We start from the raw sequence: 24,522 nt of genomic DNA, 5'->3' as shown, positions 1-24,522 counted from the left end.
AATAAAGCTGGAGGCAATGACGCATGGTTGAAACAACCCTCTCCGGTGCACAGCACCACATCCTGACAAACGACTACGCGTCCGAATGGATGGGCATCGAGGTCCTCAAGCTCGACGACGGCCACGCCACCATCCGCATGCATCTCCGCCAGGAAATGCTCAACGGATTCGGCATGGCCCACGGCGGAATGATCTTCGCCTTCGGCGACACTGCATTCGCCCTGGCCTGCAACCCGGCCAACCCCACGCCCAAGCAAGCCGCCAACATCACGGTGGCGTCCGGCGTCGACATCAACTTCATCAAGCCCGCGTTCCAAGGCCAGGTGATCACCGCCGTCGCAAACCGCCGCGCGAGCACCGGCCGAAGCGGCCTGTACGACATCCAGATCTATGCGGCACCCCACGACGCAGCCCCCTCCCCCGAGACGCCAGGTGAACTCATCGCTGAGTTCCGTGGCCGCAGCCGCACCATCTCCAAGAAGTAGGAAACCCATGACGCAGAACACCGTGGCCGCACCCGCAGCTTCCTCCTCCGAGGCAACCGCCCCCGTGCTGGACCGTGAAGAGACCATCTCCCGCGACGAACTGGAGGCCCTGCAGCTCACGCGCCTCCAGCACACCGTGGCCTACGCCTACGATCGCGTGCCACTGTACAAGCGGAAGTTCGATGAAGCCGGCGTGCACCCCTCGGACCTGAAGGAACTCAGCGACCTCGGCAAGTTCCCGTACACCACCAAGGAAGACCTCCGGCTCGAGTACCCGTTCGGCATGTTCGCCGTCCCGCAGGACCAGGTGGCCCGCGTTCACGCGAGCTCCGGCACCACCGGCCGTCCCACCGTGGTGGGGTACACCAAGAACGACCTCGCCAACTGGGCAACCTTGGTAGCGCGTTCCTTCCGCGCCTCCGGCGTCCGCCCCGGCATGAAGGTCCACAACGCCTACGGCTACGGCCTGTTTACCGGCGGACTGGGTGCCCATGCAGGCGCTGAAGCTCTCGGGTGCACTGTCATCCCCATCTCAGGTGGCCAGACCGAGCGCCAGATCCAGCTCATCCAGGACTTCAAACCGGACGCCATCCTTGCCACGCCCACGTACCTGCTCACCATCGCCGACGCCATGGCCCACATGGGCATCGACCCCAGGTCCACATCGCTCAAGTACGCGGTGCTGGGCGCCGAACCGTGGACCGAAGAAATGCGCCACGAGCTCGAAACCACCATGAATATCAAGGCCTCGGACATCTACGGACTCTCCGAAGTCATGGGTCCGGGCGTCGCCGGCGAGGCCGTTGAAACGCAGGACGGCTGCCACATCTGGGAAGACCACTTCCGCCCGGAAATCATCGACCCCTTCGATCACTCCACGGTCCTGGCGGACGGCGAACCCGGCGAGCTCGTCTTCACATCGTTGACGAAGGAAGCGCTGCCCATCATCCGCTACCGCACCAAGGACCTCACCCGCCTGCTCCCCGGCACCGCACGCCCCGCGCACCGCCGCATGGGCCGCATCACCGGGCGCAGCGACGACATGATCATCCTCCGCGGCGTGAACCTCTTCCCATCACAGATCGAGGAGATCGCCCTCCGCATCCCCGAACTGAGCCCGCACTTCCAGCTCGAAATCACCCGCCCCGAGGGCAAACGCATGGATTCACTGACCGTGAAGATCGAACGCCGTGAGAACGTCCCCACCGAAGCAGGCACGACGGCGGCGCACACCCTGCGCGAGCAGATCAAGATTCACGTCGGGTCATCTTGCGTAGTAGATGTGGTGGAGCCCGGCTCGCTCGAGCGGTCCAACGGCAAACTTCGCCGGATCTACGACATGCGCCCCAAGGGCTGAGCGCCGTCCACCACTGAGATCATGAGAAAATGCCAGCATGCCTACTGAGACCACCACCAAGCGCGGACGGCCCGGTTACGACCAGCAGTCGGTGCTCCGCATCGCCGTCGACGTCTTCAACCGTCACGGATACGATGCAACGTCCATGGGCATCCTGGCCGAGAATCTCGGGATCTCGAAGTCAGCCATTTACCACCACGTGCCGTCCAAGGGCGATCTGCTGAAGCTCGCCCTGGACCACGCCTTGGGCGGTCTGGAAGCCATTCTCGAGGAGCCTTCCGCCACCTCCGGGCCCGCCGATGCGCGGCTCGAGTTCGTGCTGAGGCAGACCATTGCCGTGCTGGTGGATCGGCTGCCGTTCGTGACCCTGCTCCTGCGTCTTCGTGGCAACACGGAAATCGAGCGGAATGCCCTGGAACGCCGCCGCGCCTTCGATCACAAGGTGGCCGAGCTGATAGCGGCTGCCCGGGAAGACGGGTCCCTGCGCCAGGACATCGATCCGCGCACCGTCACCCGACTGCTGTTCGGCACCATCAACTCGATTGTGGAGTGGTACAAGCCGGGCGGCTCTCTGTCCCCGGAGAAGCTCGCCGACGACGTCATCACCATGGCCTTCGACGGACTCCACACCGCCGCCTGACCCTCTCACATCCCACGGCCTTCAGCCGATCGCTCTCTCACATCCCTACCCCCTCACGCCATCGCTCTCTCACATCCCTACCCCCCGCAGGAGTGCTGGGGAGTGCCCGGCTCCGTAAGACGGTCAAACAACAAAACGCCTCCCCACATACCGTGGGAAGGCGTTTTGTCGTGTGTGCGAAAGCAGTCGGGCCCAACCCCGAGGGATGTGAGAGAGGGACCCACCCAAACCCGAGTGATGTGAGAGAGGGACCCACCCAACCCCGAGGGATGTGAGAGGGGGTTACTTCTCCACGAGGGTCAGGACGTCGTAGGTGGCCACGATGTCGTCGTTCTGATTGGTCAGGACGGCGTCCCAGGCCACCTCGCCGTATTCGTCAGTCTCACGAGGTGTGATCTTCTTTGCTGTCAGCGTGACCCGAATGGAGTCTCCGGCCGCAACAGGTGTGATGAAGCGCAGGTTCTCCAAGCCGTAGTTGGCCAGGACGGGGCCCGGTGCGGGCTCAACGAAGAGTCCGGCAGCCCAGCTCAGCAGCAGGTAGCCGTGGGCCACGATGCCGGGGAAGAACGGGTTGGCTTCGGCAGCTTCCTGGTTGGTGTGGGCGTAGAACGTGTCTCCGGTGGAGTTCGCGAAAGCGGTGATGTCCTCAAGCGTGACCTCACGGAGTTCCGAACGCACAGCATCACCGATCCGCAGCGTGGACAGGTGCTTCCGGAAGGGGTGCTCGCCTTCGGTCTCCACGGTGAAGTTCCTGTCGGCGCCAGTGTGCCAAAGACCGGTAACTGCGGTGAGCATGTTCGGCGAACCCTGGATTGCTGTTCGCTGCATGTGGTGCATCACCGAGCGGATACCGCCCAGTTCCTCACCGCCGCCGGCACGCCCGGGGCCGCCGTGGACCAGGTGCGGGACCGGGGATCCGTGGCCCGTGGATGAGCGGGCGTCTTCACGGTTGAGCATGTGGACGCGTCCGTGGTGGGCCGCGATGCCGAGCACCAGCTCCTGAGCAACAGCGGGATCGTTGGTGCAGACCGAGGCCACCAACGAGCCTGAGCCGCGGGCTGCCAAGCGGATGGCGTCGGAAAGATCCGAGTACCCGATCACTGAGGAAACCGGCCCGAACGCTTCCAAGGAGTGAACTTCTTCGGCTTCGGCGTTTGCCCAGCTCAGGAGGACCGGGGACATAAACGCGCCGTCCTCCACTACGCCCACGGTGCCGCCAACGGAGGTGACCGACGGCGAATCGAGAGATCCGTACGCAAGCTCACCACCGGCGTCGAGCATTGATTGAACGGCGGCACGGACATCCGCGAGCTGTTCAAGCGACGCCAACGCGCCCATGGTGACGCCCTCCGCGCGCGGGTCTCCGAGGACCACGCGCTCGTTGATGCGGGCGCCGACGGCGGCGGCGACCTCGGCGGTCAGCGACTGCGGGACGATGATGCGGCGGATGGCGGTGCACTTCTGCCCGGCTTTGACGGTCATTTCGGTGACCACCGCTTTGATGAAGGCGTCGAACTCGGGTGTGCCGGGGACGGCGTCGGGGCCGAGGATTGCGGCGTTGAGGGAGTCGGTTTCGGACGTGAAACGGACGCCGCCCTGGACCACGTTCTTGTGGCCCTTCAAGGAGTTGGCAGTGGAGGCCGAGCCGGTGAAGGACACGAGGTCGCGGTAATCGAGTTCATCCAGGATGGTGCGGGCGGAACCGGAAATCAGCTGCAGCGCTCCTGCGGGAAGAATGCCCGACTCGACGATTGCCTTCACGGCTGCGGCCGCAACGTATCCCGTGGGCGTGGCCGGCTTCACGATGGTGGGGACGCCGGCAAGGAACGCGGGAGCGAACTTCTCCAGCATGCCCCAGACCGGGAAGTTGAACGCGTTGATTTGGACCGCGACGCCGGGAATACGGGTGTAGATGTGCTCGGCGACGAACGATCCGTCCTTGGACAGCGTCTCCATGGGACCGTCCACCACAACCTGTGAGTTGGGCAGTTCGCGGCGGCCCTTGGAACCAAAGGTGAAGAGCACACCGATGCCGCCGTCAATGTCGATCATGTTGTCGATCTTGGTGGCACCGCTCTGCAACGAGGATTCGTACAGTTCGTTGCGACGCCCGTTGAGGTACATGGCCAGCTCTTTGAGCTTGAGGGCGCGCTGGTGGAACGTCAGCTTCCCAAGTTCCGTTTGGCCGGTGGTGCGGCCGAAATCCACGACGGCGGCAAGGTCCAGTCCGTCGGTGCTGACGTTTGCCAGGACCTCTCCGGTGCTGGCATCACGGACCGGGACCTTCTTGGCGTCAGGTGCCGGCGTCCACCAGGCATCCTGGACGTAGCTGGGGACGGTTGCAACGGCTGTGGTTTCCGGGGCGACTGCTGTAGTGGTCATCGTCGACGGGTCCTTCCAAGGCACGTGAAATCGGCACGGTCGCTGCTGACTGGAGCCAACATTACTGACCGGCCGTTCGGTAATATATACAGGGTACATGAATGCCCCGTGGAGTACAGCAGGATTTTCAGGCTTCAGTCAGCGTCGACCACACCGAGCTTGGCCCGCACGGCAGCCAGCTCCCGACCCGAGACACCGTGGGCCGCCAGGAACCCGGCCGCGTCCAACCTCGCAAGGAAGGCCCGCAGACTCTCCCGCCGCCGGGTCAGCATGGCCTCAAGCTCGTCATCAGACAGGTACGGATCGTGGGCATGCGGCGCCCCATGCGTACGATGCCGCTCGTTAATCCCCCGCGCCGCCAGCTCATATCCCTGCACGATCTCCTCATCGCCGGCACCAGCCAATCGCTGCAGCATCACCGCGATGACCCCACTACGATCCCTGCCCGCTGAGCAATGAACCACCACCTTGCCCGGTGACGCGGCTATGGCCCTGAAGACTGCCGCGATCTTGTCCGGGAACACGCCGAGGTAATCCTCGTACTGGGCGGGGTCTTTGAGGTACGGCCCAAAAAGCGCACCGAAATCCTCATGGTCAGGATCCTCCGTTGGGCAATGGACGACGTCGATGCCCGCCTTCACCTCGCCGGGCACCTGGGGGTCGGTGTCACGTTGCCGCCGCTCGCGCGAGGCGCGGAGATCAATCACGGTGCGGACGCCGTCGTCGTACATTTGCCGCCAGCCGGCTTCGGTAACCCATTCATGGCGCCCCATGCGGTACACATCCCCGGCGATACGCCAGGCGTTGACGGCGCCGTCCCAGTGGACACGTCGGTGAGCGGAAGAAGTCCCATCCATAGGAAGTAGCTAAGCACAATGGTGGGAAGCGGGGTCTTGCGGAGGGAGAGTGACCCATGTCATACTCATTCTCGATGCGCATCGACGATACGCATCGACAAATCACGGAATCCGAAGAGCAGGCTACAAAACCCGCTCACCAGAGGACTAGGAGGTCGGGGCATGCCCACCAGCAAAGACGTTGCCCAGGCCGCCGGAGTGGCCCAAAGCACGGTCTCCTATGTCCTCAGTGGCAAGCGGCCGATTTCCGAGAAAACGCGGAAAAAGGTAGAGGCTGCCATCGAGGAACTCACCTACCAGCCGAATGCCGGGGCCCGCGCCTTGGCCGGGCGACGGACACGCGTCATCGGGTTGGTCATACCGTTCATTCCCGAGCTGGAAATGGCCTCCCTCATGGAGTTTGTGTCAGTGATTGCATCGACCGCAAGGCAGTTCGATCACGACATCCTCCTAGTCACCGAGGACGAGGGTGCCGCCGGACTCCGCCGAGTTGTCGGTCAACAGATCTGCGACGGTTTGATCCTCATGCAGGTGGAAGATGAGGACGAACGACTCCCTGTCGCACGAACCCTCAACGTCCCCGTCCTGCTGATCGGCATACCCCGGGATCCGTCAGGCTTGGTCTGCATTGATGCGGACTTTGCCATGGCAGGTGACCAATGCGTCCGCGACCTGGCCGCAGCCGGTCACAACGTCATCTCCATCATCGAGTGGCAACCAGCCGTGGTGAATCGGCACGTCAATTACGTCCACCGATTCATGCGTGGAGCTGATGCGGCCGCCGAATCACTGGGAGTGGCTGTGCATCACTTCCCGGGAGGCGCAGATGTTGCCATCATCTCGGAATCCGTGGACAAAGCACTGGCCGCTACGGAAGGCGTACCAGCCTTCATCGCCCCCGACCGCACCATCCAGGACATTCTCCGCCGCGCGCTGGCCGCAAAGGGCCTGACCCCGGGGGTGGACGTCTCCATTATTGGCAGCGCCTCACCCACCTTGGCCGAACTACAGCCCGTACCTCTCTCCACCATCGATCTGCGCCCAAAGGAAGTTTCCCGGCGCGCGGTGAAGATCATCTGCGACCTCCTCGAAGCCGAGAACCAAGGACCACACGAATCCTTGGAACTGGTACCCACGGTGATCACGCACCGTTCAAGCACGCTCCGCCCACCCAGCGGTAACTGAGCCACCTCCGCAACCCCCAGCCAGACCTTCGTTTCCGAACTCATCGATACGCATCGTCGATACGCATCGATAAATTGATCACCAGAAAAAGGAACAGACAATGAAGTCAGCACCAAAGACATCCCGTCCGCTCGCTTTGGCCGTAGCCGCCCTGGTTGGCCTGCCGTTGGCCCTCTCCGGCTGCGGTTCCTCCACAGCCGCGTCATCCTCCGAAGCTGTCACCGAGCTCTCCGTGATGGACTACTACAACAACGAGCCGGACAAATCCTTCATTGGCGATGCTCTGAGCAAATGCGGCACCCAACTGGGCGTGACCGTCAAGCGTGAGACTGTCCCCGGAAAATCGCTCATATCCAAAGTTCTCCAGCAGTCCTCCTCCAAGACCCTCCCTGACGTCCTCATGCTGGACAACCCGGACCTCCAGCAGATCGCCGCCACGGGCGCCCTGGCTCCCCTCGCCGATTTCAAAGTCAGCACCGAGAACTTCGCCGAGGGTGTGCTGAGCGCCGGCACCTACAAGGACAAGGTCTATGGGCTGGCGCCCACCGTGAACACCATCGCCCTGTTCTACAACAAGGACATTCTGGCCGCAGCCGGCGTCACTCCCCCCACCACATGGGAAGAACTCAAGGCCGCTTCGGCGAAACTCACTGCCGGTGACCAGTACGGGCTCGCTTTCAATGCCAACCCCACCTACGAGGGCACTTGGCAGTTCCTTCCCGTCATGTGGTCCAACGGCGGCGATGAGAAGAAGATCGACACCAAAGAGACGGAGCAGGCGCTGCAGCTCTGGACGGATCTGGTGAAGAGCGGCTCGGTTTCCTCATCCGCCCTCAACTGGACCCAGGCTGACGTCAAAGACCAGTTCCTGGCAGGCAAGGCAGCCATGATGGTCAACGGGCCCTGGCAGATCCCTGCCCTGGACAAGCAGCCCACGCTTCAATACGGCGTAGTGAAAATCCCCGTGAGGGAAGCCGGACAGACCTCCGTTGCACCGCTCGGCGGCGAAGTATGGACTGTCCCCCAGACCGGCAACAAGGCCCGTCAAGCCAAGGCAGCAGAAATGGTTGCCTGCCTGAACAGCGACGAAAACCAACTGGCCATGGCCACGGCCCGCAACACCATCCCCTCCAAGACCACGCTCTCGGACAAATTCGCCAGCGACAACCCCAAGCTCGCCACGTTCACGGAACTGATCAAAACTGCCCGAGCCCGCACCGGCCAGCTCGGCGAGGAATGGCCGGCTCAGGCCACCAAAATCTACACCGCAATCCAAACTTCACTGACGGGCAACGCGTCACCGGCTGATGCCCTCAAGCAAGCCCAGGGTCAGTAGGCAGCCTGCGATGACGTTAGCAACTGACATACCTCAATCAGAGGGGCACGCTGCAGGCAAGGCCGCCAGGGCGAACGGCACAGGGGCGGAGCAGCCTCCACCCAAACGCCGCCGCAGCCGGCAACGCCGCGAGCGCCTCTTCCAGTGGCTCTTCCTGGTTCCCGCAGTGGTTTACATGACGCTCTTCTTCGGCTACCCGGTAGTGAAGAACGTGGTGATGAGCTTCCAGGAGTACACCACCTCAACGTTCTTCACAGGAGAAGCTCCTTGGGTAGGGTTCACCAACTACGTCACAGTGTTGTCGTCGTCGTTGTTCTCAACGTCCCTGGTCAACACCGTCCTCTTCACCCTTGGCTCCATCATCGGCCAGTTCGTGATCGGGCTGGCGCTGGCCATCTTCTTCCAACGCAAGTTCCCGCTCAACGGCATCCTGCGGTCCCTTCTCCTGCTTCCTTGGCTCCTTCCCTTGATCGTCTCCAGTGCCGTGTGGCGCTGGATCCTGGATAAGGACAGCGGTGCACTGAACCGCTTCCTGGGAGACCTCGGCATCATCGAGACCGGCGTCCCTTGGCTGACCAGTACATCCTTGGCCCTGATCGCCGTGGTGGGTGTGAACATCTGGATCGGCATCCCGTTCAACCTCACCATCCTCTACGGCGGCCTGCAGGAAATTCCGGACGAACTCTATGAGGCCGGATCGCTGGACGGCGCCACGGGCTGGAAGTCCTTCCGGCACATCACCTGGCCCATGCTGCGGCCGGTGGTGAGCGTGGTCCTGGTACTCGGCGTCGTGTACACGCTCAAAGTGCTGGACATCATTCTCGGCCTGACCAATGGCGGGCCGGCCAACTCCACCCAAACAATCGCCACGCAGTCCTACAACCTCTCCTTCCACGAATTCAAGTTCGGTGAAGGCGCAGCATTGGGCAACGTTCTGGTGATCATTTCCCTGGTCTTCGCGGTCCTCTACTTGCGGGCCAGCCGACGCGCAGTGGACGAGTGAGGAAAGCATGACAACTGTTCTGAAAACCCCCACGCTCCGGCGTATCGGCCCCAAAACAACGGGACGCAAGAACTGGGCTTACACCGCTCTGGCCGTCTTCTTCCTGGCCATCATGCTGTTCCCGGTCTACTGGATGGTCAACGCTTCCCTGCAACCCAACGGCACCACACTGGAAACCTCCTGGTTCCCGGTGAAGCCCGACTTCACCGGATATGCCACAGCCATCAACGAACAAGCAGGCAACCTCGGAACCAGCCTCATCATTTCGCTGGGCAGCGTGGCACTGAGCCTGGCCATTGCGGCCCCGGCGGCCTATGCCCTGGCCTACTTCAAGGTCCGAGGTGCTGGAGTAGTCCTGTTCGCAATCCTCATCAGCCAGATGATCCCGGGAATCGTAGTGGCCAACGCCCTCTACACCGCCTACAACGATCTTGGGCTGCTGAACTCCATCCCGGGCCTGATACTGGCCGACTCTGCCCATGGCATCCCGTTCGCAATCCTCATCATCCGGGCCTTCATGAACGGCATGCCGGCCGCGGTGATCGAGGCCGCGCGGGTGGACGGGGCCGGACACGTCCGGGCGTTCTGGTCCATTGTGCTTCCGCTCAGCAGGAACTCCCTGATCACCGCGGGACTCTTCACGTTCTTGTTCGCCTGGAGTGACTTCCTCTTCGCACTCACCCTCACCACCACCGAAGCCGTACGGCCCGTCACTCTGGGCATCTTCCAGTACATCGGCGCCTACGTGAACGACTGGAGTTCGGTCATGGCGACGGCGGTGCTCGCGTCCATCCCGGCAATCGTCCTCTTGGTCGCGGCCCAAAAATACATTGCCGCCGGCACCACCGGCGGTGCGGTCAAGTAGACCGCGTTTCCACACCTTCAAAGGAGAAAACCATGACTGAGAGCACTCCCATCCGCGTCACCGTGTGGTCTGAGAACCGCCACGAGAAGCGCGATGAACTGGTGGCCCGCCTCTACCCGGAGGGCATGCATGGCGCCATCAAGGCGGGCATCGAAGAGAACCTGGGTGCCGCCGTCGAGGTCCGGACCGCAACCCTGGACGAACCCGAACACGGCCTCAGCGAGGAAGTCCTGGCCACAACCGACGTCCTGACCTGGTGGGGCCACATGTCCCACGCTGATGTCGACGACGAGATTGTGGAGCGCGTCCACCGCCACGTCCTGGCTGGAATGGGCCTGATTGTGCTGCACTCGGGGCACTGGTCCAAAATTTTCACCAAGCTCATGGGCACCTCCTGCACCCTGCGTTGGCGCTCGGAGCAGGACCGCGAACTCGTATGGACCGTGGATCCGACGCACCCCATCGCCAAGGGCATCCCGCACCCCATTGAGATTCCGCAGCAGGAAATGTATGGCGAATTCTTCGACATCCCCACGCCTGAGGAATTGGTGTTCATCAGCTCCTTCAGCGGCGGCGAAGTTTTCCGATCCGGCTGCACCTTCCGCCGCGGCCACGGCAAAATATTCTTCTTCAGCCCGGGCGACCAGGACTACCCCGTCTACCACCATCGGGACGTCCGGCGCGTGATCGCCAACGCCGTGGAGTGGGCCGTCACCGACCGTCCCGAGCGTGCCGTACCTGAGCTCCTGCGGTACGAGACCGGCGATTTCTTCAACGGCAAGAGCTACCAGGGGGCCAACGCGTGAGCACGCCTTTCGCTACCATTCCCGACGACGGCACTCCCCTCCGCGTCATTGTTGTAGGCGCCGGGGGCATGGGCCGCGCGTGGCTCAGAACGGTCCAGGAGTCACCTCTGGTTGAGCTCATGGGCATCGTTGACCTGGACCTTGCCGCCGCCGCTGACGCGGCTGCGTCGCTGGGCCGTCCAGATCTACCGGTCGGCGTTGGTACCGCGCAGTTGGCGTCCGACGTCGGAGCCCAGGCGGTCATCAATGTCACCGTTCCTGCCGCGCATCATCCGGTCACCACCGAAGCGCTGGCCGCAGGCTTGCCGGTCCTCGGTGAGAAACCAGTCGCTTCCACCGTGGCCCAAGGGCTTTCCTTGGCGGCCGCCTCCGAGCTCCATGGTCAGCTGTTCATGGTCAGCCAGTCCCGGCGATACAACAAGCACTTGTTCTCCGCCAAACACCTATCGTCAACTTTGGGTGCAGTTGGCATTGTGTCCGCTGAGTTCTTCAAGGCCCCGCACTTCGGCGGCTTCCGTGACGCCATGGATCATCCGCTCCTGCTGGACATGGCCATCCACCAGTTCGACATGGCCCGCTTCCTGCTTGACGCCGATCCCGTCTCCGTGCTCTGCGAGGAATACAACCCCTCTTGGAGCTGGTACCGCGGAGACGCGGGGTCCACGGCCATCTTCGAAATGACCGGTGGCGGGCGCTTTGTGTTCACGGGCAGCTGGTGCAGTCCCGGGCAGGAGACCTCATGGAATGCGTCATGGCGGATCAGTGGTGAACACGGAACTGTCCTTTGGGATGGCGACAACGCGCCGGTCTCCTCGGTTCCTCCTCCCAGCGATGCCGTGAACCCGGAGGATCCGGGCCAGGAGATTGCCGGATCCTTGCGCGACTTCGTGGCCGCTGTGCGCACGGGAAGCACGCCCATGGGACGGGTTCACCAGAACATCATGAGCCTGGCCATGGTGGAGGCCGCCATCCTCAGCGCCTCCACCGGCGTCCGGGTGTCCGTGGATTCACTGCTGGAGGACTCGTACCAACAGGCCATCCTGGCCGAGCGTGATCCGGCGGTGTTGGAAGTCCTGAAATCCTGGACCTCCGTGCGGACTGCCTTGGCCGGGGAGAGCGTGGCGTTGTGACGGGCGTTGCGGCGGCGTGATGCGCGCGTGATTTGGGTGGGCTATCTCGCCGAGGGGTTAGCTCTCGGGCTTATCGGGTGTTCTTACACCCGAGATCTCACCCCTCGGCGAGTGGGTTAGCGCTTTGCCAACTGGGCGGGCTTGATTGTGGAGAGTAGGGCTGCGGCGTAGGCCTGATGGCCGGCCGGATTCGGGTGGAAGTTAGCATCCGGCAGGCGATCGAACGGGGGCACGGGAGCCGGAACCAGCACAATCCACGGTTCAGCTGAGTTGACCGCATGCCCGCGGAACCGCTTGGTCACGTCAACGAACACCGCATTGACCTCACTCGCCTTCACCGCTGCTGCAATGGTCGTGTTGAGAGCAGCGACGGCCCGGTTGACCTCAATCTGGTGCTCCACAGAAACAATGGGCACACCGTTGATGGGATCAAAGAGCAGTGGGTAGCCCATCACCGCGATGGTTGCATTTGGCGCGGCTTCGGCGATGTCCCTGTAAATTTCCGCAAGCGTCAACTCCAGGCCCGGCAAGAGGGACATGGCATTATTCACGGCACCCTGGCAGATGATGAGAGTCTGCGTGAGGCAAGCAACCAGAGCATCCCCACTCCCAATGTCATTGGCGCCTGCCGTAATACTGACGAGCTCCGCAGCAGCAAGCTCGTTCCCCAGGCCGCTAATCTGGGCCGAAACCGATGGAATGGGAACCTCGTCGAGAGTAAACAAGAGCGCCCCATGGCACGCCCCGTTCGCCAAAAGGTTCACGCGGCCTGTATCGGCAACCACATCCACGTAGCCGCCCTCGCTTTGCCAACAAATTGCGTCTGCATACAACCCGCCGGCCCCGGTCCCGGCAGTATACGAATCTCCGAGCGCAACGTAGTCCACCGGTGGCGGCGGGGCGGCAGTCGCCGGACTTGCCGTAAATCCTAAGGTGAGCGCCAGGACGGCAAACGCGCCCGCAAAAGTGGTGTGCCGCCGTCGTAATTGATGAGTTGCCATTGTGAATCCCCTTTTTTACCGCTGGATGGGGCTCCGGTTCCGTATACGCGGAAGTTGCGGCGCGCCCACCAGTCGGCCGCGTACCCGGGGCAATGTGTGGCCAGATTACGCCTGCCGGTGCGCGGGGGAAAGACCTTAACGGCACGCCGAGGAGTTAGATCTTAAGGTTTAGGCGTTCGGATAAAGCCGAAAGCTCACCCCTCGGCGCGGCAGTTAGGCGCCGTATTTAGCCAACCGGAACTCCAGCCCGTTCCTGACCGCGGGCCATTCGTGCTCAAGGATGGAGAACACCACGGTGTCGCGGAGGGCACCGTCCAGGCTGCGGGAATGGCTTCGCAGGACGCCGTCCTGTTTGGCGCCGAGCCGGGCGATCGCCTCACGGGACTGCTGGTTCAGCCAGTGCGTGCGGAACTCCACGGCGGGGCAGCCCAAGGTCTCAAAGGCATGGCGCAGGAGCAGCAGCTTCGAATCCGGGTTGGTCCCCGTGCCGTGCGCCGACGCAGCGTTCCACGTGGAGCCGATCTCCAAACGAGGCGTTTCGGCGTCGATGTTCATGTAGGTGGTCATGCCGATGAGCTTGCCGGTGGCGTTGGATCGCGTGGCGAAAGGCAGCATGGACCCCGTCGCCTGCAGGCCCAGACGGCGATCGATTTCAGCGGCCATGCCCTCCGGGGCCGGGACGGAGGTGTACCAAAGCTTCCAGAGATCGCCGTCACGGGCTGCGTCCACCAGGCCGTCATGGTGTTCATGGCTCAACGGTTCCAGCGTTACGAACTGGCCGGTCAGGGTGATGGGTTCAAGAGAAGTCACCCGGTTAGCCTAACGGCTGGTCATTCCAGTCGAAGAAGCCCTTGCCTGACTTGCGTCCCAGTTCACCGCGCGCCACTTTGTCCCGCAGGATCTGCGGCGGAGCGAAACGGTCGCCGAGCGTCGAGTGAAGGTATTCGGCAATACCCAGGCGAACGTCCAAACCCACAATATCCGTGGTCTTCAGCGGACCCGTGGGGTGCTTGTAGCCCAGAACCATCGCGGCATCAATGTCCTCCGCCGACGCCACGCCTTCCTCCACCATGCGCATCGCCTCAAGGGCAATTGCCACGCCGAGCCTTGAAGAGGCAAAGCCGGGAGCATCATTGACGACGACGGCGGTCTTGCCGAGTGCCTCAGTCCAGCTTTTCGCCGCTTCAGCCAGTTCGGGAGACGTTTCCTTGGCCAGCACCACTTCAATGAGGGTGGACGCGGGCACCGGGTTGAAGAAGTGCAGGCCCACGAAATTGGCCGGACGGCGGAGTTCCTTGGCGAGGTCCGTCACGGAGAGCGAGGAGGTATTGGAAGCAAGGAACGCCTCCGCGGAGAGGTTGTCCTCCACGGCTTTGAGCGCTGTGACTTTGAGTTGATAGTCCTCCGGCACGGCTTCCACCACCAGGCCACAGTGGATGAAGGATGCGTAATCCGTGGAGGAGCTGAAACGGGCCATGGCTTCTTCAGGCGACCCGTTCAAGGTGCCGCGTTCGGCCGACTTGGACACGGCCTCTGCCACGCGGCCTTGAGCTCCGGCTGCTGCCTCGTGATCGCGTTCCACCACGATCACAGTGGCACCTTTGGTGAGGAACGCATGTGCGATTCCGGCCCCCATCCGGCCACCACCAAGGACTCCAACAACGTGCGGGATGGCGGGAGCTTCTGTCATTTCCGGGTCCTGTCTTGCGTGGGTGCGGCAGCGTCGGCTGCAGTGGCTGTGTCTTGCGAGGCTTTGGCCGATTTCTTGTCCAGGAAAGCCTGCATGCGATCAAACTTGGCCTGGGACTCGAAGAGGATTCCCTGCGCGAGGGTATCGATCAGCGGGTGGGCTTCGGCCGGAGCGTGGAACACCGATTTGGTAATGCGCACCGCCAGCGGGTCTTGACGTCCGATCCGTTCCGCCAATTTGTGTGCCGCATCCATCAGTTCGGGCGCTTCGTGGATTTCCGTGATGAGGCTGATGCGCAAGGCCTCCTCGGCACGGAGCACTGCGCCGGCCAGGAGGATTTCCTTGGCCTTCGGCTCCCCCACAAGCTCCTTCAGCCGCCACGTTGCCCCGGCTGCGGCAAGGATTCCCAGCCCGGACTCCGGGTTGCCGATCCGGACGCTCGGTGTACCGATACGGAAGTCGGCGGCGTAGGCGAGCTCTGCTCCCCCGCCCAGGCAGTACCCATCCAAGGCCGCAATGACCGGCATGGGCAGCTTGGCGATGCGCACAAAGATGGTGGAGTTGATCCCCTGCAAGGCGTCGTCCCGGCGGCGTTCGCGTAGCTGTCCAATGTCCGCACCGGAGGCGAAAACGCCCTCAGTTCCGGCGATGATGAGCACTTTAGGGTTTCGCTCAAGCTCCGCGCAGACCCTGTGAAGCTCGTCCACCATGGTCTGGTCGATCGCGTTACGGACCTCGGGACGGTTCAGCAGAACAGTGAGCCGGTCCTCGCGCTCCTCGAGCAGGAGCGTGGTGAAGTCTTGAGGATTCAGTGCCATTACACGCCCTCCAGCAGCATCGCGGTGCCTTGTCCAACACCGATGCACATGGTGGCCAATCCGAGCTTAGGTCCGGAAGAGGAGGCGAGTTCGCGTTCCATGCGGCCCAGCAGCGTGATGGCAATGCGGGAGCCGCTGGAACCGAGCGGGTGCCCCAAACTGATGGCACCGCCGTCGTTGTTGACGATGTCCGGGTTCAGTCCGAGACGCCGCATGGTGGCAAGTGACTGGGTGGCGAAGGCTTCGTTGAGTTCAACGGCGCCCAGCTGATCTACGCTGAGGCCGGCACGTAACAGGACCTTTTGGGTGGCCGGGACCGGGCCGATTCCCATGATTTCGGGCTCACAACCGGCCGAAGCGCCGTCGATAATCCGTGCACGGGGCGTCAGGCCGAACTTCTTGATGGCAGCTTCGGACGCGACGATGATGGCCGAGGCGCCGTCGTTGAGGGTAGATGAGTTGCCTGCCGTGACTACCGATCCGCCGGGGACTACGGGCCGCAACTTGGCCAGGACGTCCATGGTGGTGCCTTCGCGGGGGCCCTCATCCGTGTCCACCACGGTTTCGGACTTACGCGTCTTGACGGTGACGGGAACGATCTCGTCCTTGAAGCGACCACCGGCAATGGCGGCCAGCGCGAGCTCGTGGGAGCGGACGGCGAAAGCGTCGGCATCTTCGCGGGAGATGTTGTCCACTCGGCCCACTTCCTCGGCCGTTTCCGGCATGGAGTAGGTCATCTTGCCGTCGCGGGAGAGCTCACCCTTGGTGAACAGCGGATTGGCAAAGCGCCAGCCGATGGAGGTGTCGAAGATCTGGCCTGGCTTGGCGAACGCCGTGGCGGGCTTCTCCTGCACCCAAGGGGCACGGCTCATGGACTCCACACCACCGGCCACGACGATGTCTGCTGCCCCGGACTTGATCATGTGGCTGGCCATGATGATCGCGCTGAGGCCCGAGGCGCACAGTCGGTTCACCGTGATCCCGGGGATGTGGAGGGGAAGTCCCGCAAGGAGGGTGGCCATACGGGCCACATTCCGGTTCTCCTCGCCCGCGCCGTTGGCGTTGCCGAGGATCACCTCATCAATCGAGTCAGGATCGACGCCGGCACGCGCCACCGCTTCCCGGACCACCAGCGCTGCTAGATCGTCCGGGCGAACGGAGGACAATGCCCCACCGTAGCGACCTACAGGCGTTCGTGCGCCGCCAACAAGAAAAGCCTCGACCATGAGAACATCCTTCGCGAAGTGAAAGGGACCGGACAGGAATAATATACCGACCGTTCGTTCTATAAAGATTACACGGCCCGGGGAGCCGGTCAACAGTTGAAGTCCTCGGTTACGGATCAGCAGAGACCGGCCCCAGCCCGGATCAGAGCACTCGAATTCCCAAATGCCCGGCCAGCAGCGGTGCCATGAGGCTCAGCTGGTAGTCATCGATCACCACTCCGGCGAGCCCGGCCAATCCGTTGATTCCGCGGAACTCCGAGGTCCGCAAATCCACGTCCTTCAGCTTGGCACCCGTAACATCCAGCGTGCCGATAGTGCAGTTCTTCAAAGCCAACCGCGTGCCCGTGCAACCGCCAAGATCAAGCTCATTGATGATGCAATCGGAAATCTGAAGATCCATGAGCTTGGAGCCACGGAGATTCACATAGTCCAGCTTGCCGCCATCGATTCGGACAGATCGCCAGTTTCCCTCATAGAGTTCGGCCGATCCCCACCGTGGATTGGTGATCTCCACGTCCTGCCAGGAAGTCCGCGCAGCCATGAAGACCGGGGCGTATGGTTCGGAGAAGATGCACTCGCGGAACGTTGCCCCCCGCAGCTGAGCTTCGTTGAAGGAGACCCCGTTCAGCTCGCACTCAATGAAATCGGCGCCACTCAGTTCCTCTCCGTCTGCAGAAACACGGGTGAGCCTGACGCCGTCGTACCTTTCGCCACGCTGGAAGTCCGGGGCGTCGTCGTCGCGCAATTCTTCCAACCGTACGGGCGATATTTTTGGTGCCACTACCTTTGAGCTCATGCATCGAGCCTAAACCCGGGCACCGACAGTCCTGGCCCGCAAGCGGCGCTAAAGGCTTCGGAGCCGCTTGCCCAGAACCTTCACCGTCAGCCATGTCACCAGGCTGCACACACCGGCACCCCAGGCGATGTCCGTGACGGCCACCTGCAGCGGAAAGTCCTTCAGGACCGCCAGCGCCGTCAACGCCCAGGTGCAGTAGGTGAAGAAGCCGTAAAGGGCGCCCGCCAGCACCCGTTTGCCCACCGTTGATTCCCTATCCAGCGGCCGGATCCCGAAGTGGACCATGCCGGCAACAAAAAGCAGGTAGAAGAGGATTCCACCCAACGGATGGGGCGAGGAGGCAAGAAGGTCCCCCAGCTGGCTTTGATACTGGCGCAGCACCACAAGGGCAATCCAGACCACATCAATCACAGCGAAAATGACGGCCGCCACCGCGTAGGCCCGCAGCCAATCCACCACTTTGCGGTTCATCGCTGACCCCTCACGTCCGTGTAAAGGCTGTCCACAATGTGATGCACACGCTCCGTGAAAGCTCCTCTTTTGAGTTTCATGGTGGGAGTCACTATTCCGTTGGCCTCGCTGAGGTCCGTCAGCAGCAGCACGAACCGGCGCACCTGTTCGGACCTGGCAATCCTGGAGTTTGCAGCGCTCACAGCCTTGCCGATCGCGGTCAACAGGCGGGCGTCATCCACTTGCACAGCACCGCCGTCGCCGGGGATGGTCAGGCCCTTCAAATCCGTGATGCCCTCTCGTTCAGCCCAGGCCGCCACTGATTCCGGGTCCAAAAGCACCAAACCACCCAGATACGGCTTACCCTCGCCAACCATCACTGCGTGGGCCACCAAAGGATCGCCCTCCACGTAGCCCTCCCAAATGGACGGAGTGATGGTTTTGCCGCCCGCGGTGACAATGATGTCCTTGATCCGGCCCTGCAGGGTGAGTTGCCCCTTGCCATCCAGAACGCCCAGGTCCCCCGTGCGAAAGAACCCGTCCCTGAACGCTGCGGCGTTGTCCTCCTGGCGGCGGTAGCCGGCAAACACACCAACCCCCTTGGCCAAGACCTCGCCGGTCTCCGAAATGCGGATGGTGGTAGCCGGCATGGGCACGCCCACTGTTCCGGCGGTGATGGCACCGGGAAGGTTGCCCGTCAGGGGCGCGGTTGTTTCCGTCAGGCCGTAACCCTCCACCACGGGCAGGCCGAGCCCCCTGAAGAACAGGGACAACTCAGCGTCCAAAGCAGCCGCGCCGGACAGCAGGTAACCCAGCTGCCCACCCACCAACGCACGGAGGCGGGAGTAGAAAAGCCTGTCAAATACCGCGCGCCTCAGCCGCAAGCCGAGCGGGGCGCGGACAGCAGGATCGGCGTCGAACGCTTCTGAGTGACGGCCCCACTCCACAGCCGTCCGCTGGGCTGAGACCCAGACCCGTCCCAGCCCCTTTTGGGTTGCAGCCGCCGCAGCCGATGCCTGGATCTTCTGCAGGACCCGCGGAACCACCACCAGGAACGTCGGCTTCAGCGCCCCCAGCGCGGGAACCACGTCACGGGGATCGGAAAGGTGCGCGATCCGCATCCCGTTGGCCAGGCAGATCAACTGCAGGCCACGCGCCAGGACGTGAGCCATGGGCAGGAAAATGATGGTGTTTCCGCCCTCGCGGACCACCTCGGTGTAGGCCGCAGCCACGTTCATCACCTGACCCACAAAGTTGCCATGGGTGATCAACGCCCCCTTGGGCGCAGCAGTGGTGCCGGAGGTATAAACAATGGTGGCCACCGAGTCCAGACCGGCAAGAAGGCGACGCTCCTCCACCACGCTGTCCGGTATGCCGACGCCCAGCTCCACCAAGTTGCTGAGATCCGCGTTGGGACGGGCATCAAAGGTCCACACCCCCAAGGCTTCGATTCCAGCGTCGGCGAAACCACTCTCCAGGAGCTCCGCATGCCCTGCGCTTCCACCCACGGCAAGGCGCACCTCCGCGTCCGCCAGGATGGCCGCCACCTGCGGCAGCGCCGACGTCTCGTACACAGGAACCACGACGGCGCCGGCGAACCACGCCGCCATATCGGCAAGTGCCCACTCATAACGCGTAGGGGACATGATGGCCAACGACTCGCCCGGCCCGATTCCGGCCGCAATGAATCCCTTTGCCAGCGCCTGCACCTCATGGGCGAACTCTGCCGTTGTCACCTGGCGCCACGGGGCGCTGATGTCAGCACCTTCTTCACGCACCTCAAACGCAGCGTGCTCCGGGCTGCTGGCGACCCTGCGCATCAAGAGGTCAGTGGCGTTGCGGTAGCCGGAAATGTCCACCAAAGGGGGCGTGCTGAATTCCTTCACAGTGACTCCTCCCCTGCCAGGGTCTGGAGGTGCTGTTCCATGAGCTGCTTCATGTCGTTGAGGAAGTCACCCATGACCCGCTGGTACTCAGGGGCCAATCCTTCCAGGCGGGCGCTTGCAGCCGAGCGCACGGGACCAGCCAAGGAGGCGAGTTTCCCTGAGGCGTCGTCGGTCACGGCCACGTGAACGTGGCGCCGGTCCTCGGTACTGCGCAGGCGCTCGACCAAAGCGTGGGCCTCCAGGCGGCTCACCACCGCTGTGGTGGTGGCGGCGGTTGCGCCCATCTCGGCTGCCAGAGCTCCCACCGTGATGGGTCCGGACTCGGCCAGGACAGTGAGAGCCCGGTAATCGGTGAGGTTGAGGCCGAGGCTCCGGGAAGCCTCGCGTTCGGTCTGGTTGGCCAAGGCCAGCAGCGCATGGAGCGTCTCTGCCACCGGATGAACAGGCCCGCTGTTGGCGCTATCGGGGTTTTGCATGTTTATATAGTAATCAAATTAATTTGAACACCAAACAGACTAGGTAAAAGATGAAGGATTCAGAGAAAAAGAGGTTGATCGCCCTCCCGGTGGTTGTGGTGCTGGGAGCATTGCTTGCCTGGGCAGGCAGCCAGAACGGGGCCACCTTAGGTGGTTTCCCCATCTTCGCGATCGCCGTGGCAGCTGCGTTCATCATCCAATGGCTGGTGTTCATCCCGTCCTTCAAGGCCCAGACGGAAAAGTTCTTCGACCTCACCGGATCCCTGACCTACGTGGTGATCACCGTGATCCTGGCACTCCTGACCCCGGGGATTGATGCGCGCGGGATCCTGCTGGCTGCCCTGGTGAGCATCTGGGCCCTGCGGCTGGGGACTTTCCTGTCCCGCCGGATCAGCAAGTCAGGAAAGGATGACCGCTTTGACGACATCAAGCCATCCTTGATCCGCTTCCTCAATGTTTGGACCGTCCAGGGCCTGTGGGTGGTATTCACTGCAGCCGCAGCCTGGATTGCCATCACCAGCTCCCAAAAAGTGGGCCTGGACTGGCTGGCAATCGTCGGCCTGGTGCTCTGGGTGGTGGGCTTCGGCATCGAGGTTGTCGCGGACCTGCAGAAAAGCCGATTCAAGGCGGACCCTGCCAACAAGGGAAAGTTCATCTCCACCGGGTTGTGGTCCAAGTCCCGGCACCCCAACTACTTCGGCGAGATCATGCTGTGGGTAGGAGTGGCCATCATCGCCGCGCCCGTCCTGCAGGGCTGGCAGTGGGTTGCCATGATCTCCCCCGTCTTTGTGGCCCTTCTGCTGCTCAAAGTCAGCGGCATACCCTTGCTGGAAAAGAAGGCAGACAAGCACTGGGGCGGCCAGGCGGACTATGAGGCCTACAAGAAGAACACTCCCGTCCTCATCCCTAAGCTCGGATAGCACGCAGACCGGGCCCCACAACGCCAAGGACCACCCCTTGTGAGGCCCGCTCTACGCCCCTCGCGCCACGAATAGCACGCAGACCGGGCCCCACAACGCCGGGGCCCACAAACGCAAACGGCGGGTGCCTCCACAAGGAGGCACCCGCCGTCGAGCGTTAAGAAGTGAACCTAGCTGAACAGCTCGCTCTTGGGCTCATTGTTCTTGACCTTCTGCCATCCGAGCCACAGCACCAGGGCGAAGAACGGGATGGTGGCAAGGGTCCACAGGCCCAGCAGGAAGACCTCGCCGGTTTCCTTGTCCGTCATGGAATCGAAGCCAATCAGCACGGTGATGGCCAGCAGGGCAACGAGGCCCACCCAGCTGGTCCACGGCGAACCGGGCATCGGCAGGCTGGAGACCTTGCCGCGCTTCTTCCGCAGCGCAATCTGGCTGGCGAAGATGGAACCCCACGTGAAGATCACGCCGATGGACGCGGTGTTCAGAGCGAGGTCGAACGCGTGCGAGCCGCCCAGCCAGATGTTGAGGAGAATACCCACCAGGTAGACGCCGCCGATTGCCAGAATGGCCGCATACGGCACGTGGCGGGTGGACATCTTGGTGAGCCACTGCGGAGCGTGGCCGTTATTGGCCATGGTGCGGAAGATGCGGCCGATCGAGTACAGGCCCGAGTTGCAGGAGGACAGCGCGGCGGTGATGACGATCATGTTCATGACGTCGCCCATCCAGCCGAGGCCCATCTGGCCAAAGACCGTAACGAACGGCGAGGTGCCGGCCACGTACTGGTCGGACGGCAGCAGCATGGCCAGCAGGGTCACGGAACCAACGTAGAAAACCACAATGCGGATCACGACGGCGCGGATCGCCTTGGGAACTTCGCGTTCCGGGTTTTCCATCTCACCAGCCGTAATGCCGACGAGTTCGATGGCGTTGTAAGCGAAGATCACAGCGTTGAGGACCAGGATCATCACCAGGCCGCCCTTGGGGAACATGCCGCCGTCTTCGTGGAAGAGGTTGGCCACAGACGCGTTTCCGTCGCCCACCTTGGCGTTGGTGACAACCATGAACGTGCCAACAGCCAGGAAGATGACGATTGCCGCGACCTTGAGGCAGGATGCCCAGAACTCGAATTCGCCGAACGCCTTGACGCTGAACAGGTTCACGGCCACCAGCAGCACCAATGCTGCGATTGCGGACAGTTCAATGGGCACGTTGGGGAAGAAGAACTGGAAGTACAGGCCGATCGCGATCAGCTCGGCAATGCCTGTCATGGCCCAGTTGATGAAGTACATCCACCCGGAAAGGAAGGCGCCCTTCTTGCCGAACATTTCGCCGGCGTAGCTCACAAAGGAGCCGGAGGTCTGGCGGTACATGATGAGTTCGCCGAGGGCGCGCATCAGCAGGTAGGCGATGACGCCGGCAATGGCGTAGGAGAAAATCAGGGCCGGGCCGGTGGAGGCCAGACGGCCGCCAGCGCCCATGAACAGGCCGACGCCGATTGCGCCACCCATGGCGATCATGGTGACGTGGCGGCGGCTCAGGGTCTTCTGATATCCCTCGGCGCTGAGGTTGGAGTCCGAGGCTGCAGATGAGGCCTTGGAGCTCTGGAGATCTGTGGGAGTACTTTGCGGCACAGCTGTTCCTTGTGGGTTGGGGTGTTGCTGTAGGTGTTACGCCAGTGCCGGAACACGGGCGGCTTTGGCACACATAATTCGAGCTTTTCCTCTTTGGAGGGCCCGAAGTGTGACAAAGAACGCAGAACGCCGAAGCTTCGCGCAACCCGTCTATCTTACGGGATTAACCCCAATGCCCGTGACGCAGGCAACAGGCCCAAACAACGCGGGGTCACTTATGGCCCCTGTTTGCCGCCTGAAGGGGCCATAAGTGACCCCGCGTTGCTTCGAGGAAGGATCCGGGTCCCCAGGTACATGGATCCTCGATCCGAGCCTGTGATGTGGTCGGCCAGCACAGCAGCCTGATCCCACAAGGGCGCCACCATCCCGTACACCTCGCCGCGGTGCTGGGCGCACTCACCCACGGCGTAAATGTCCTCCTCATCCATCACTCTCAGGTGGTCGTCCACCACGATTCCGCGCTCTACCGCCAAGCCACTGACGACGGCGACGTCAACGTTCGGTCGGACCCCGGCGGAAATCACCACCATCTGGCAGTCGATGTCGGGTTGGTTGCGTACGCTCACTCCCGTGATGCTGTCAGCCCCCAGGATCGCGGTGACCCGGCTTCCGGAAAGAACCTCCACTTCCAGACCGCAGGACTGCAGACCCCGGGCTGCTTCCAGCGCGAACGGGTCCCCGCCAATCACCACAGCCCGTCGGTGGTGCTCCTGCTGGGCGAACGTGATCATCCTGCGGGCATCGTCCAGGGTTCGGAAGGTAAAGACTCCGTGGCGGATGGTTCCGCTGGGCGTGTGGAGCCCGGCCATGGGTGGCAGGAACGGGCGGCTGCCGGTCGCGATCATCAGGAGGTCATACTGGACCACTCGTCCGTCGGCGGCGAAGATGTGCTTGCTGAACTTGTCGAGGCGTTCCACCCGGACCCCCGAGTGAAGTGTGATGGCGTTCTCCTGGTACCACGGCAAGGAGTTGAGGAGTATGTCCGCCTCGTTCTCCTCCCCACACAGGACGCGCCCAAGCTTGCTCCGGTTGTAATTCCCGTAGGGCTCGTCGCCGAACACGGTGATGTGGAACAGCTCCGCACCACCCCTGGCGAGGATCTCTTCCACGGCACGCACGCCGGCCGTTCCGTTGCCAATCACCACCAGCCTTGTCTTCACCCGTTCACCCTCATCAGTGCTCCACCATCCCCAGATCCACCACCACGTACCCCCTGGTTCCGGTGGGTGCCACGATGAAGAGCTCGATCACCGATCCGCCGTCGGTATCTTCCACGACCCTGAGCGGGATGTGGACATCACTCTTGGCTCCGATGGGGAAATAGCGCATGGGAATGCGGTCCCGCATCAACACCACGGTGATCAGTTCAGTGCTTGAATTACCTCCGCGGAAGTAGAGGGTTTGGTTGATAATGCCGTCGGGCACAAAGTGGGCAAGCTCGGCATGGAGGGGCACGGGTTTATCCAACCCTGCGCCTTCAAAGTGGTAGATGCCCTGCAGGAAGAGGTTCTGAATGATCACGGAAAGTCCTTTCGGCCGTTCCCTTCCCATGGTGCGCCGCCGTTGTTTCAGGACGCTC

General features: G+C 62.6%; 24 protein-coding genes. 10 read left to right on the top strand and 14 right to left on the bottom strand.

Going from position 1 to position 24,522, the window contains the following annotated elements:
- The first annotated feature begins 23 nt into the window (after positions 1–23).
- The 3 genes from AR689_RS16725 to AR689_RS16715 are packed head-to-tail and all read left to right on the top strand — an operon-like array spanning position 24 to position 2,482.
- Positions 24–485 (top strand): hotdog fold thioesterase, encoded by a 462-nt coding sequence (locus AR689_RS16725; RefSeq protein WP_062071925.1) that lies wholly within the window; start codon positions 24–26, stop codon positions 483–485.
- A gap of 7 nt (positions 486–492) precedes the next feature.
- On the top strand, positions 493–1,842 hold the full coding sequence (paaK, locus tag AR689_RS16720) for a phenylacetate--CoA ligase PaaK (protein ID WP_062071923.1): 1,350 nt from the start codon (positions 493–495) through the stop codon (positions 1,840–1,842).
- A 37-nt stretch (positions 1,843–1,879) separates the two neighbouring features.
- Positions 1,880–2,482, top strand: coding sequence for a TetR/AcrR family transcriptional regulator (locus tag AR689_RS16715; protein WP_062071921.1), 603 nt, complete (start codon positions 1,880–1,882; stop codon positions 2,480–2,482).
- Positions 2,483–2,764: 282 nt separating this feature from the next.
- Here the strand turns inward: AR689_RS16715 and paaZ are convergent, their stop codons facing one another.
- Both paaZ and AR689_RS16705 read right to left on the bottom strand, forming a co-directional pair.
- A complete protein-coding gene (gene paaZ / locus AR689_RS16710) occupies positions 2,765–4,864 on the bottom strand; it encodes a phenylacetic acid degradation bifunctional protein PaaZ (protein WP_062071919.1) in 2,100 nt (699 codons plus the stop codon).
- 134 nt (positions 4,865–4,998) lie between these two features.
- Positions 4,999–5,721 (bottom strand): tyrosine-protein phosphatase, encoded by a 723-nt coding sequence (locus AR689_RS16705; protein ID WP_062071917.1) that lies wholly within the window; start codon positions 5,719–5,721, stop codon positions 4,999–5,001.
- A gap of 162 nt (positions 5,722–5,883) precedes the next feature.
- Between AR689_RS16705 and AR689_RS16700 the strand changes: the two genes are divergently transcribed.
- From AR689_RS16700 to AR689_RS16675, 6 genes are all read left to right on the top strand, one after another.
- Entirely contained in the window at positions 5,884–6,906 is a 1,023-nt protein-coding gene (locus AR689_RS16700; RefSeq protein ID WP_062071915.1) for a LacI family DNA-binding transcriptional regulator, read from the top strand.
- Positions 6,907–7,006: 100 nt separating this feature from the next.
- Positions 7,007–8,242, top strand: a complete 1,236-nt coding sequence (locus AR689_RS16695; RefSeq protein WP_062071913.1) for a sugar ABC transporter substrate-binding protein — start codon at positions 7,007–7,009, stop codon at positions 8,240–8,242.
- Between the two features lie 10 nt (positions 8,243–8,252).
- Positions 8,253–9,245, top strand: a complete 993-nt coding sequence (locus AR689_RS16690; RefSeq protein ID WP_062071911.1) for a carbohydrate ABC transporter permease — start codon at positions 8,253–8,255, stop codon at positions 9,243–9,245.
- 7 nt (positions 9,246–9,252) lie between these two features.
- The gene (locus tag AR689_RS16685; RefSeq protein ID WP_062071910.1) at positions 9,253–10,110 is read left to right on the top strand and encodes a carbohydrate ABC transporter permease; all 858 of its coding nucleotides are present in this window, start codon (positions 9,253–9,255) and stop codon (positions 10,108–10,110) included.
- Positions 10,111–10,142: 32 nt separating this feature from the next.
- Complete coding sequence (locus AR689_RS16680) at positions 10,143–10,916, top strand: ThuA domain-containing protein (RefSeq protein ID WP_062071908.1); 774 nt, start codon at positions 10,143–10,145, stop codon at positions 10,914–10,916.
- On the top strand, positions 10,913–12,046 hold the full coding sequence (locus AR689_RS16675; RefSeq protein WP_062071906.1) for a Gfo/Idh/MocA family protein: 1,134 nt from the start codon (positions 10,913–10,915) through the stop codon (positions 12,044–12,046). The genes AR689_RS16680 and AR689_RS16675 overlap by 4 nt, the downstream gene beginning before the upstream one ends.
- A gap of 116 nt (positions 12,047–12,162) precedes the next feature.
- Here the strand turns inward: AR689_RS16675 and AR689_RS16670 are convergent, their stop codons facing one another.
- From AR689_RS16670 to AR689_RS16630, 9 genes are all read right to left on the bottom strand, one after another.
- Positions 12,163–13,047 (bottom strand): SGNH/GDSL hydrolase family protein, encoded by an 885-nt coding sequence (locus AR689_RS16670; protein ID WP_062071904.1) that lies wholly within the window; start codon positions 13,045–13,047, stop codon positions 12,163–12,165.
- A 213-nt stretch (positions 13,048–13,260) separates the two neighbouring features.
- Positions 13,261–13,857: a GNAT family N-acetyltransferase gene (locus AR689_RS16665; RefSeq protein ID WP_062071902.1), complete on the bottom strand. Its 597-nt coding sequence runs from the start codon at positions 13,855–13,857 to the stop codon at positions 13,261–13,263.
- A gap of 4 nt (positions 13,858–13,861) precedes the next feature.
- Entirely contained in the window at positions 13,862–14,737 is an 876-nt protein-coding gene (locus AR689_RS16660; protein WP_062071900.1) for a 3-hydroxyacyl-CoA dehydrogenase family protein, read from the bottom strand.
- The gene (locus tag AR689_RS16655) at positions 14,734–15,555 is read right to left on the bottom strand and encodes an enoyl-CoA hydratase/isomerase family protein (RefSeq protein ID WP_062071898.1); all 822 of its coding nucleotides are present in this window, start codon (positions 15,553–15,555) and stop codon (positions 14,734–14,736) included. Before AR689_RS16655 ends, AR689_RS16660 begins: the two co-directional genes overlap by 4 nt.
- Positions 15,555–16,781, bottom strand: a complete 1,227-nt coding sequence (locus AR689_RS16650; protein ID WP_062071897.1) for a thiolase family protein — start codon at positions 16,779–16,781, stop codon at positions 15,555–15,557. Before AR689_RS16650 ends, AR689_RS16655 begins: the two co-directional genes overlap by 1 nt.
- Positions 16,782–16,923: 142 nt before the next feature.
- Positions 16,924–17,577: a pentapeptide repeat-containing protein gene (locus AR689_RS16645; protein ID WP_062071895.1), complete on the bottom strand. Its 654-nt coding sequence runs from the start codon at positions 17,575–17,577 to the stop codon at positions 16,924–16,926.
- Positions 17,578–17,625: 48 nt separating this feature from the next.
- On the bottom strand, positions 17,626–18,048 hold the full coding sequence (locus AR689_RS16640) for a DUF2177 family protein (protein ID WP_062071893.1): 423 nt from the start codon (positions 18,046–18,048) through the stop codon (positions 17,626–17,628).
- Positions 18,045–19,913 carry an AMP-dependent synthetase/ligase gene (locus AR689_RS16635; RefSeq protein ID WP_062071891.1) on the bottom strand — a complete coding sequence of 623 codons (1,869 nt, stop codon included), beginning with the start codon at positions 19,911–19,913 and terminating at the stop codon, positions 18,045–18,047. The genes AR689_RS16640 and AR689_RS16635 overlap by 4 nt, the downstream gene beginning before the upstream one ends.
- Positions 19,910–20,389: a MarR family winged helix-turn-helix transcriptional regulator gene (locus tag AR689_RS16630; protein ID WP_062071889.1), complete on the bottom strand. Its 480-nt coding sequence runs from the start codon at positions 20,387–20,389 to the stop codon at positions 19,910–19,912. Before AR689_RS16630 ends, AR689_RS16635 begins: the two co-directional genes overlap by 4 nt.
- A gap of 50 nt (positions 20,390–20,439) precedes the next feature.
- Here AR689_RS16630 and AR689_RS16625 point away from each other — a divergent pair, with 50 nt between their 5' ends.
- On the top strand, positions 20,440–21,309 hold the full coding sequence (locus AR689_RS16625) for a DUF1295 domain-containing protein (RefSeq protein WP_062071887.1): 870 nt from the start codon (positions 20,440–20,442) through the stop codon (positions 21,307–21,309).
- A gap of 170 nt (positions 21,310–21,479) precedes the next feature.
- On the opposite strand, the gene AR689_RS16620 is transcribed toward AR689_RS16625, so the two are convergent.
- The 3 genes from AR689_RS16620 to AR689_RS16610 form a co-directional block, all read right to left on the bottom strand.
- Positions 21,480–22,943: an amino acid permease gene (locus tag AR689_RS16620; protein WP_062071885.1), complete on the bottom strand. Its 1,464-nt coding sequence runs from the start codon at positions 22,941–22,943 to the stop codon at positions 21,480–21,482.
- A 215-nt stretch (positions 22,944–23,158) separates the two neighbouring features.
- Positions 23,159–24,103 carry an NAD(P)/FAD-dependent oxidoreductase gene (locus AR689_RS16615; protein WP_062071884.1) on the bottom strand — a complete coding sequence of 315 codons (945 nt, stop codon included), beginning with the start codon at positions 24,101–24,103 and terminating at the stop codon, positions 23,159–23,161.
- A 13-nt stretch (positions 24,104–24,116) separates the two neighbouring features.
- Positions 24,117–24,464, bottom strand: coding sequence for a hypothetical protein (locus AR689_RS16610; RefSeq protein WP_062073853.1), 348 nt, complete (start codon positions 24,462–24,464; stop codon positions 24,117–24,119).
- Positions 24,465–24,522 lie beyond the last annotated feature (58 nt).

The sequence above is a fragment of the Arthrobacter sp. EpRS71 genome (genome assembly GCF_001512285.1).
GTDB lineage: Bacteria > Actinomycetota > Actinomycetes > Actinomycetales > Micrococcaceae > Arthrobacter.
Note: the sequence above shows the minus strand (reverse complement) of the source record. Positions and strands in the feature narration are given on the sequence as shown.

Bases quoted from the DNA above. Each gene is read 5' to 3' on its own strand.
- AR689_RS16700 (WP_062071915.1), top strand. From the start codon at position 5,884: ATGCCCACCAGCAAAGACGTTGCCCAGGCCGCCGGAGTGGCCCAAAGC.
- AR689_RS16640 (WP_062071893.1), bottom strand. From the start codon at position 18,048: ATGAACCGCAAAGTGGTGGATTGGCTGCGGGCCTACGCGGTGGCGGCC.
- AR689_RS16630 (WP_062071889.1), bottom strand. From the start codon at position 20,389: ATGCAAAACCCCGATAGCGCCAACAGCGGGCCTGTTCATCCGGTGGCA.
- AR689_RS16655 (WP_062071898.1), bottom strand. From the start codon at position 15,555: ATGGCACTGAATCCTCAAGACTTCACCACGCTCCTGCTCGAGGAGCGC.
- AR689_RS16645 (WP_062071895.1), bottom strand. From the start codon at position 17,577: ATGAGCTCAAAGGTAGTGGCACCAAAAATATCGCCCGTACGGTTGGAA.
- AR689_RS16705 (WP_062071917.1), bottom strand. From the start codon at position 5,721: ATGGATGGGACTTCTTCCGCTCACCGACGTGTCCACTGGGACGGCGCC.
- AR689_RS16650 (WP_062071897.1), bottom strand. From the start codon at position 16,781: ATGGTCGAGGCTTTTCTTGTTGGCGGCGCACGAACGCCTGTAGGTCGC.
- AR689_RS16695 (WP_062071913.1), top strand. From the start codon at position 7,007: ATGAAGTCAGCACCAAAGACATCCCGTCCGCTCGCTTTGGCCGTAGCC.
- AR689_RS16685 (WP_062071910.1), top strand. From the start codon at position 9,253: ATGACAACTGTTCTGAAAACCCCCACGCTCCGGCGTATCGGCCCCAAA.
- AR689_RS16625 (WP_062071887.1), top strand. From the start codon at position 20,440: ATGAAGGATTCAGAGAAAAAGAGGTTGATCGCCCTCCCGGTGGTTGTG.
- AR689_RS16715 (WP_062071921.1), top strand. From the start codon at position 1,880: ATGCCTACTGAGACCACCACCAAGCGCGGACGGCCCGGTTACGACCAG.
- paaZ (WP_062071919.1), bottom strand. From the start codon at position 4,864: ATGACCACTACAGCAGTCGCCCCGGAAACCACAGCCGTTGCAACCGTC.
- AR689_RS16690 (WP_062071911.1), top strand. From the start codon at position 8,253: ATGACGTTAGCAACTGACATACCTCAATCAGAGGGGCACGCTGCAGGC.
- AR689_RS16670 (WP_062071904.1), bottom strand. From the start codon at position 13,047: ATGGCAACTCATCAATTACGACGGCGGCACACCACTTTTGCGGGCGCG.
- paaK (WP_062071923.1), top strand. From the start codon at position 493: ATGACGCAGAACACCGTGGCCGCACCCGCAGCTTCCTCCTCCGAGGCA.
- AR689_RS16680 (WP_062071908.1), top strand. From the start codon at position 10,143: ATGACTGAGAGCACTCCCATCCGCGTCACCGTGTGGTCTGAGAACCGC.
- AR689_RS16660 (WP_062071900.1), bottom strand. From the start codon at position 14,737: ATGACAGAAGCTCCCGCCATCCCGCACGTTGTTGGAGTCCTTGGTGGT.
- AR689_RS16725 (WP_062071925.1), top strand. From the start codon at position 24: ATGGTTGAAACAACCCTCTCCGGTGCACAGCACCACATCCTGACAAAC.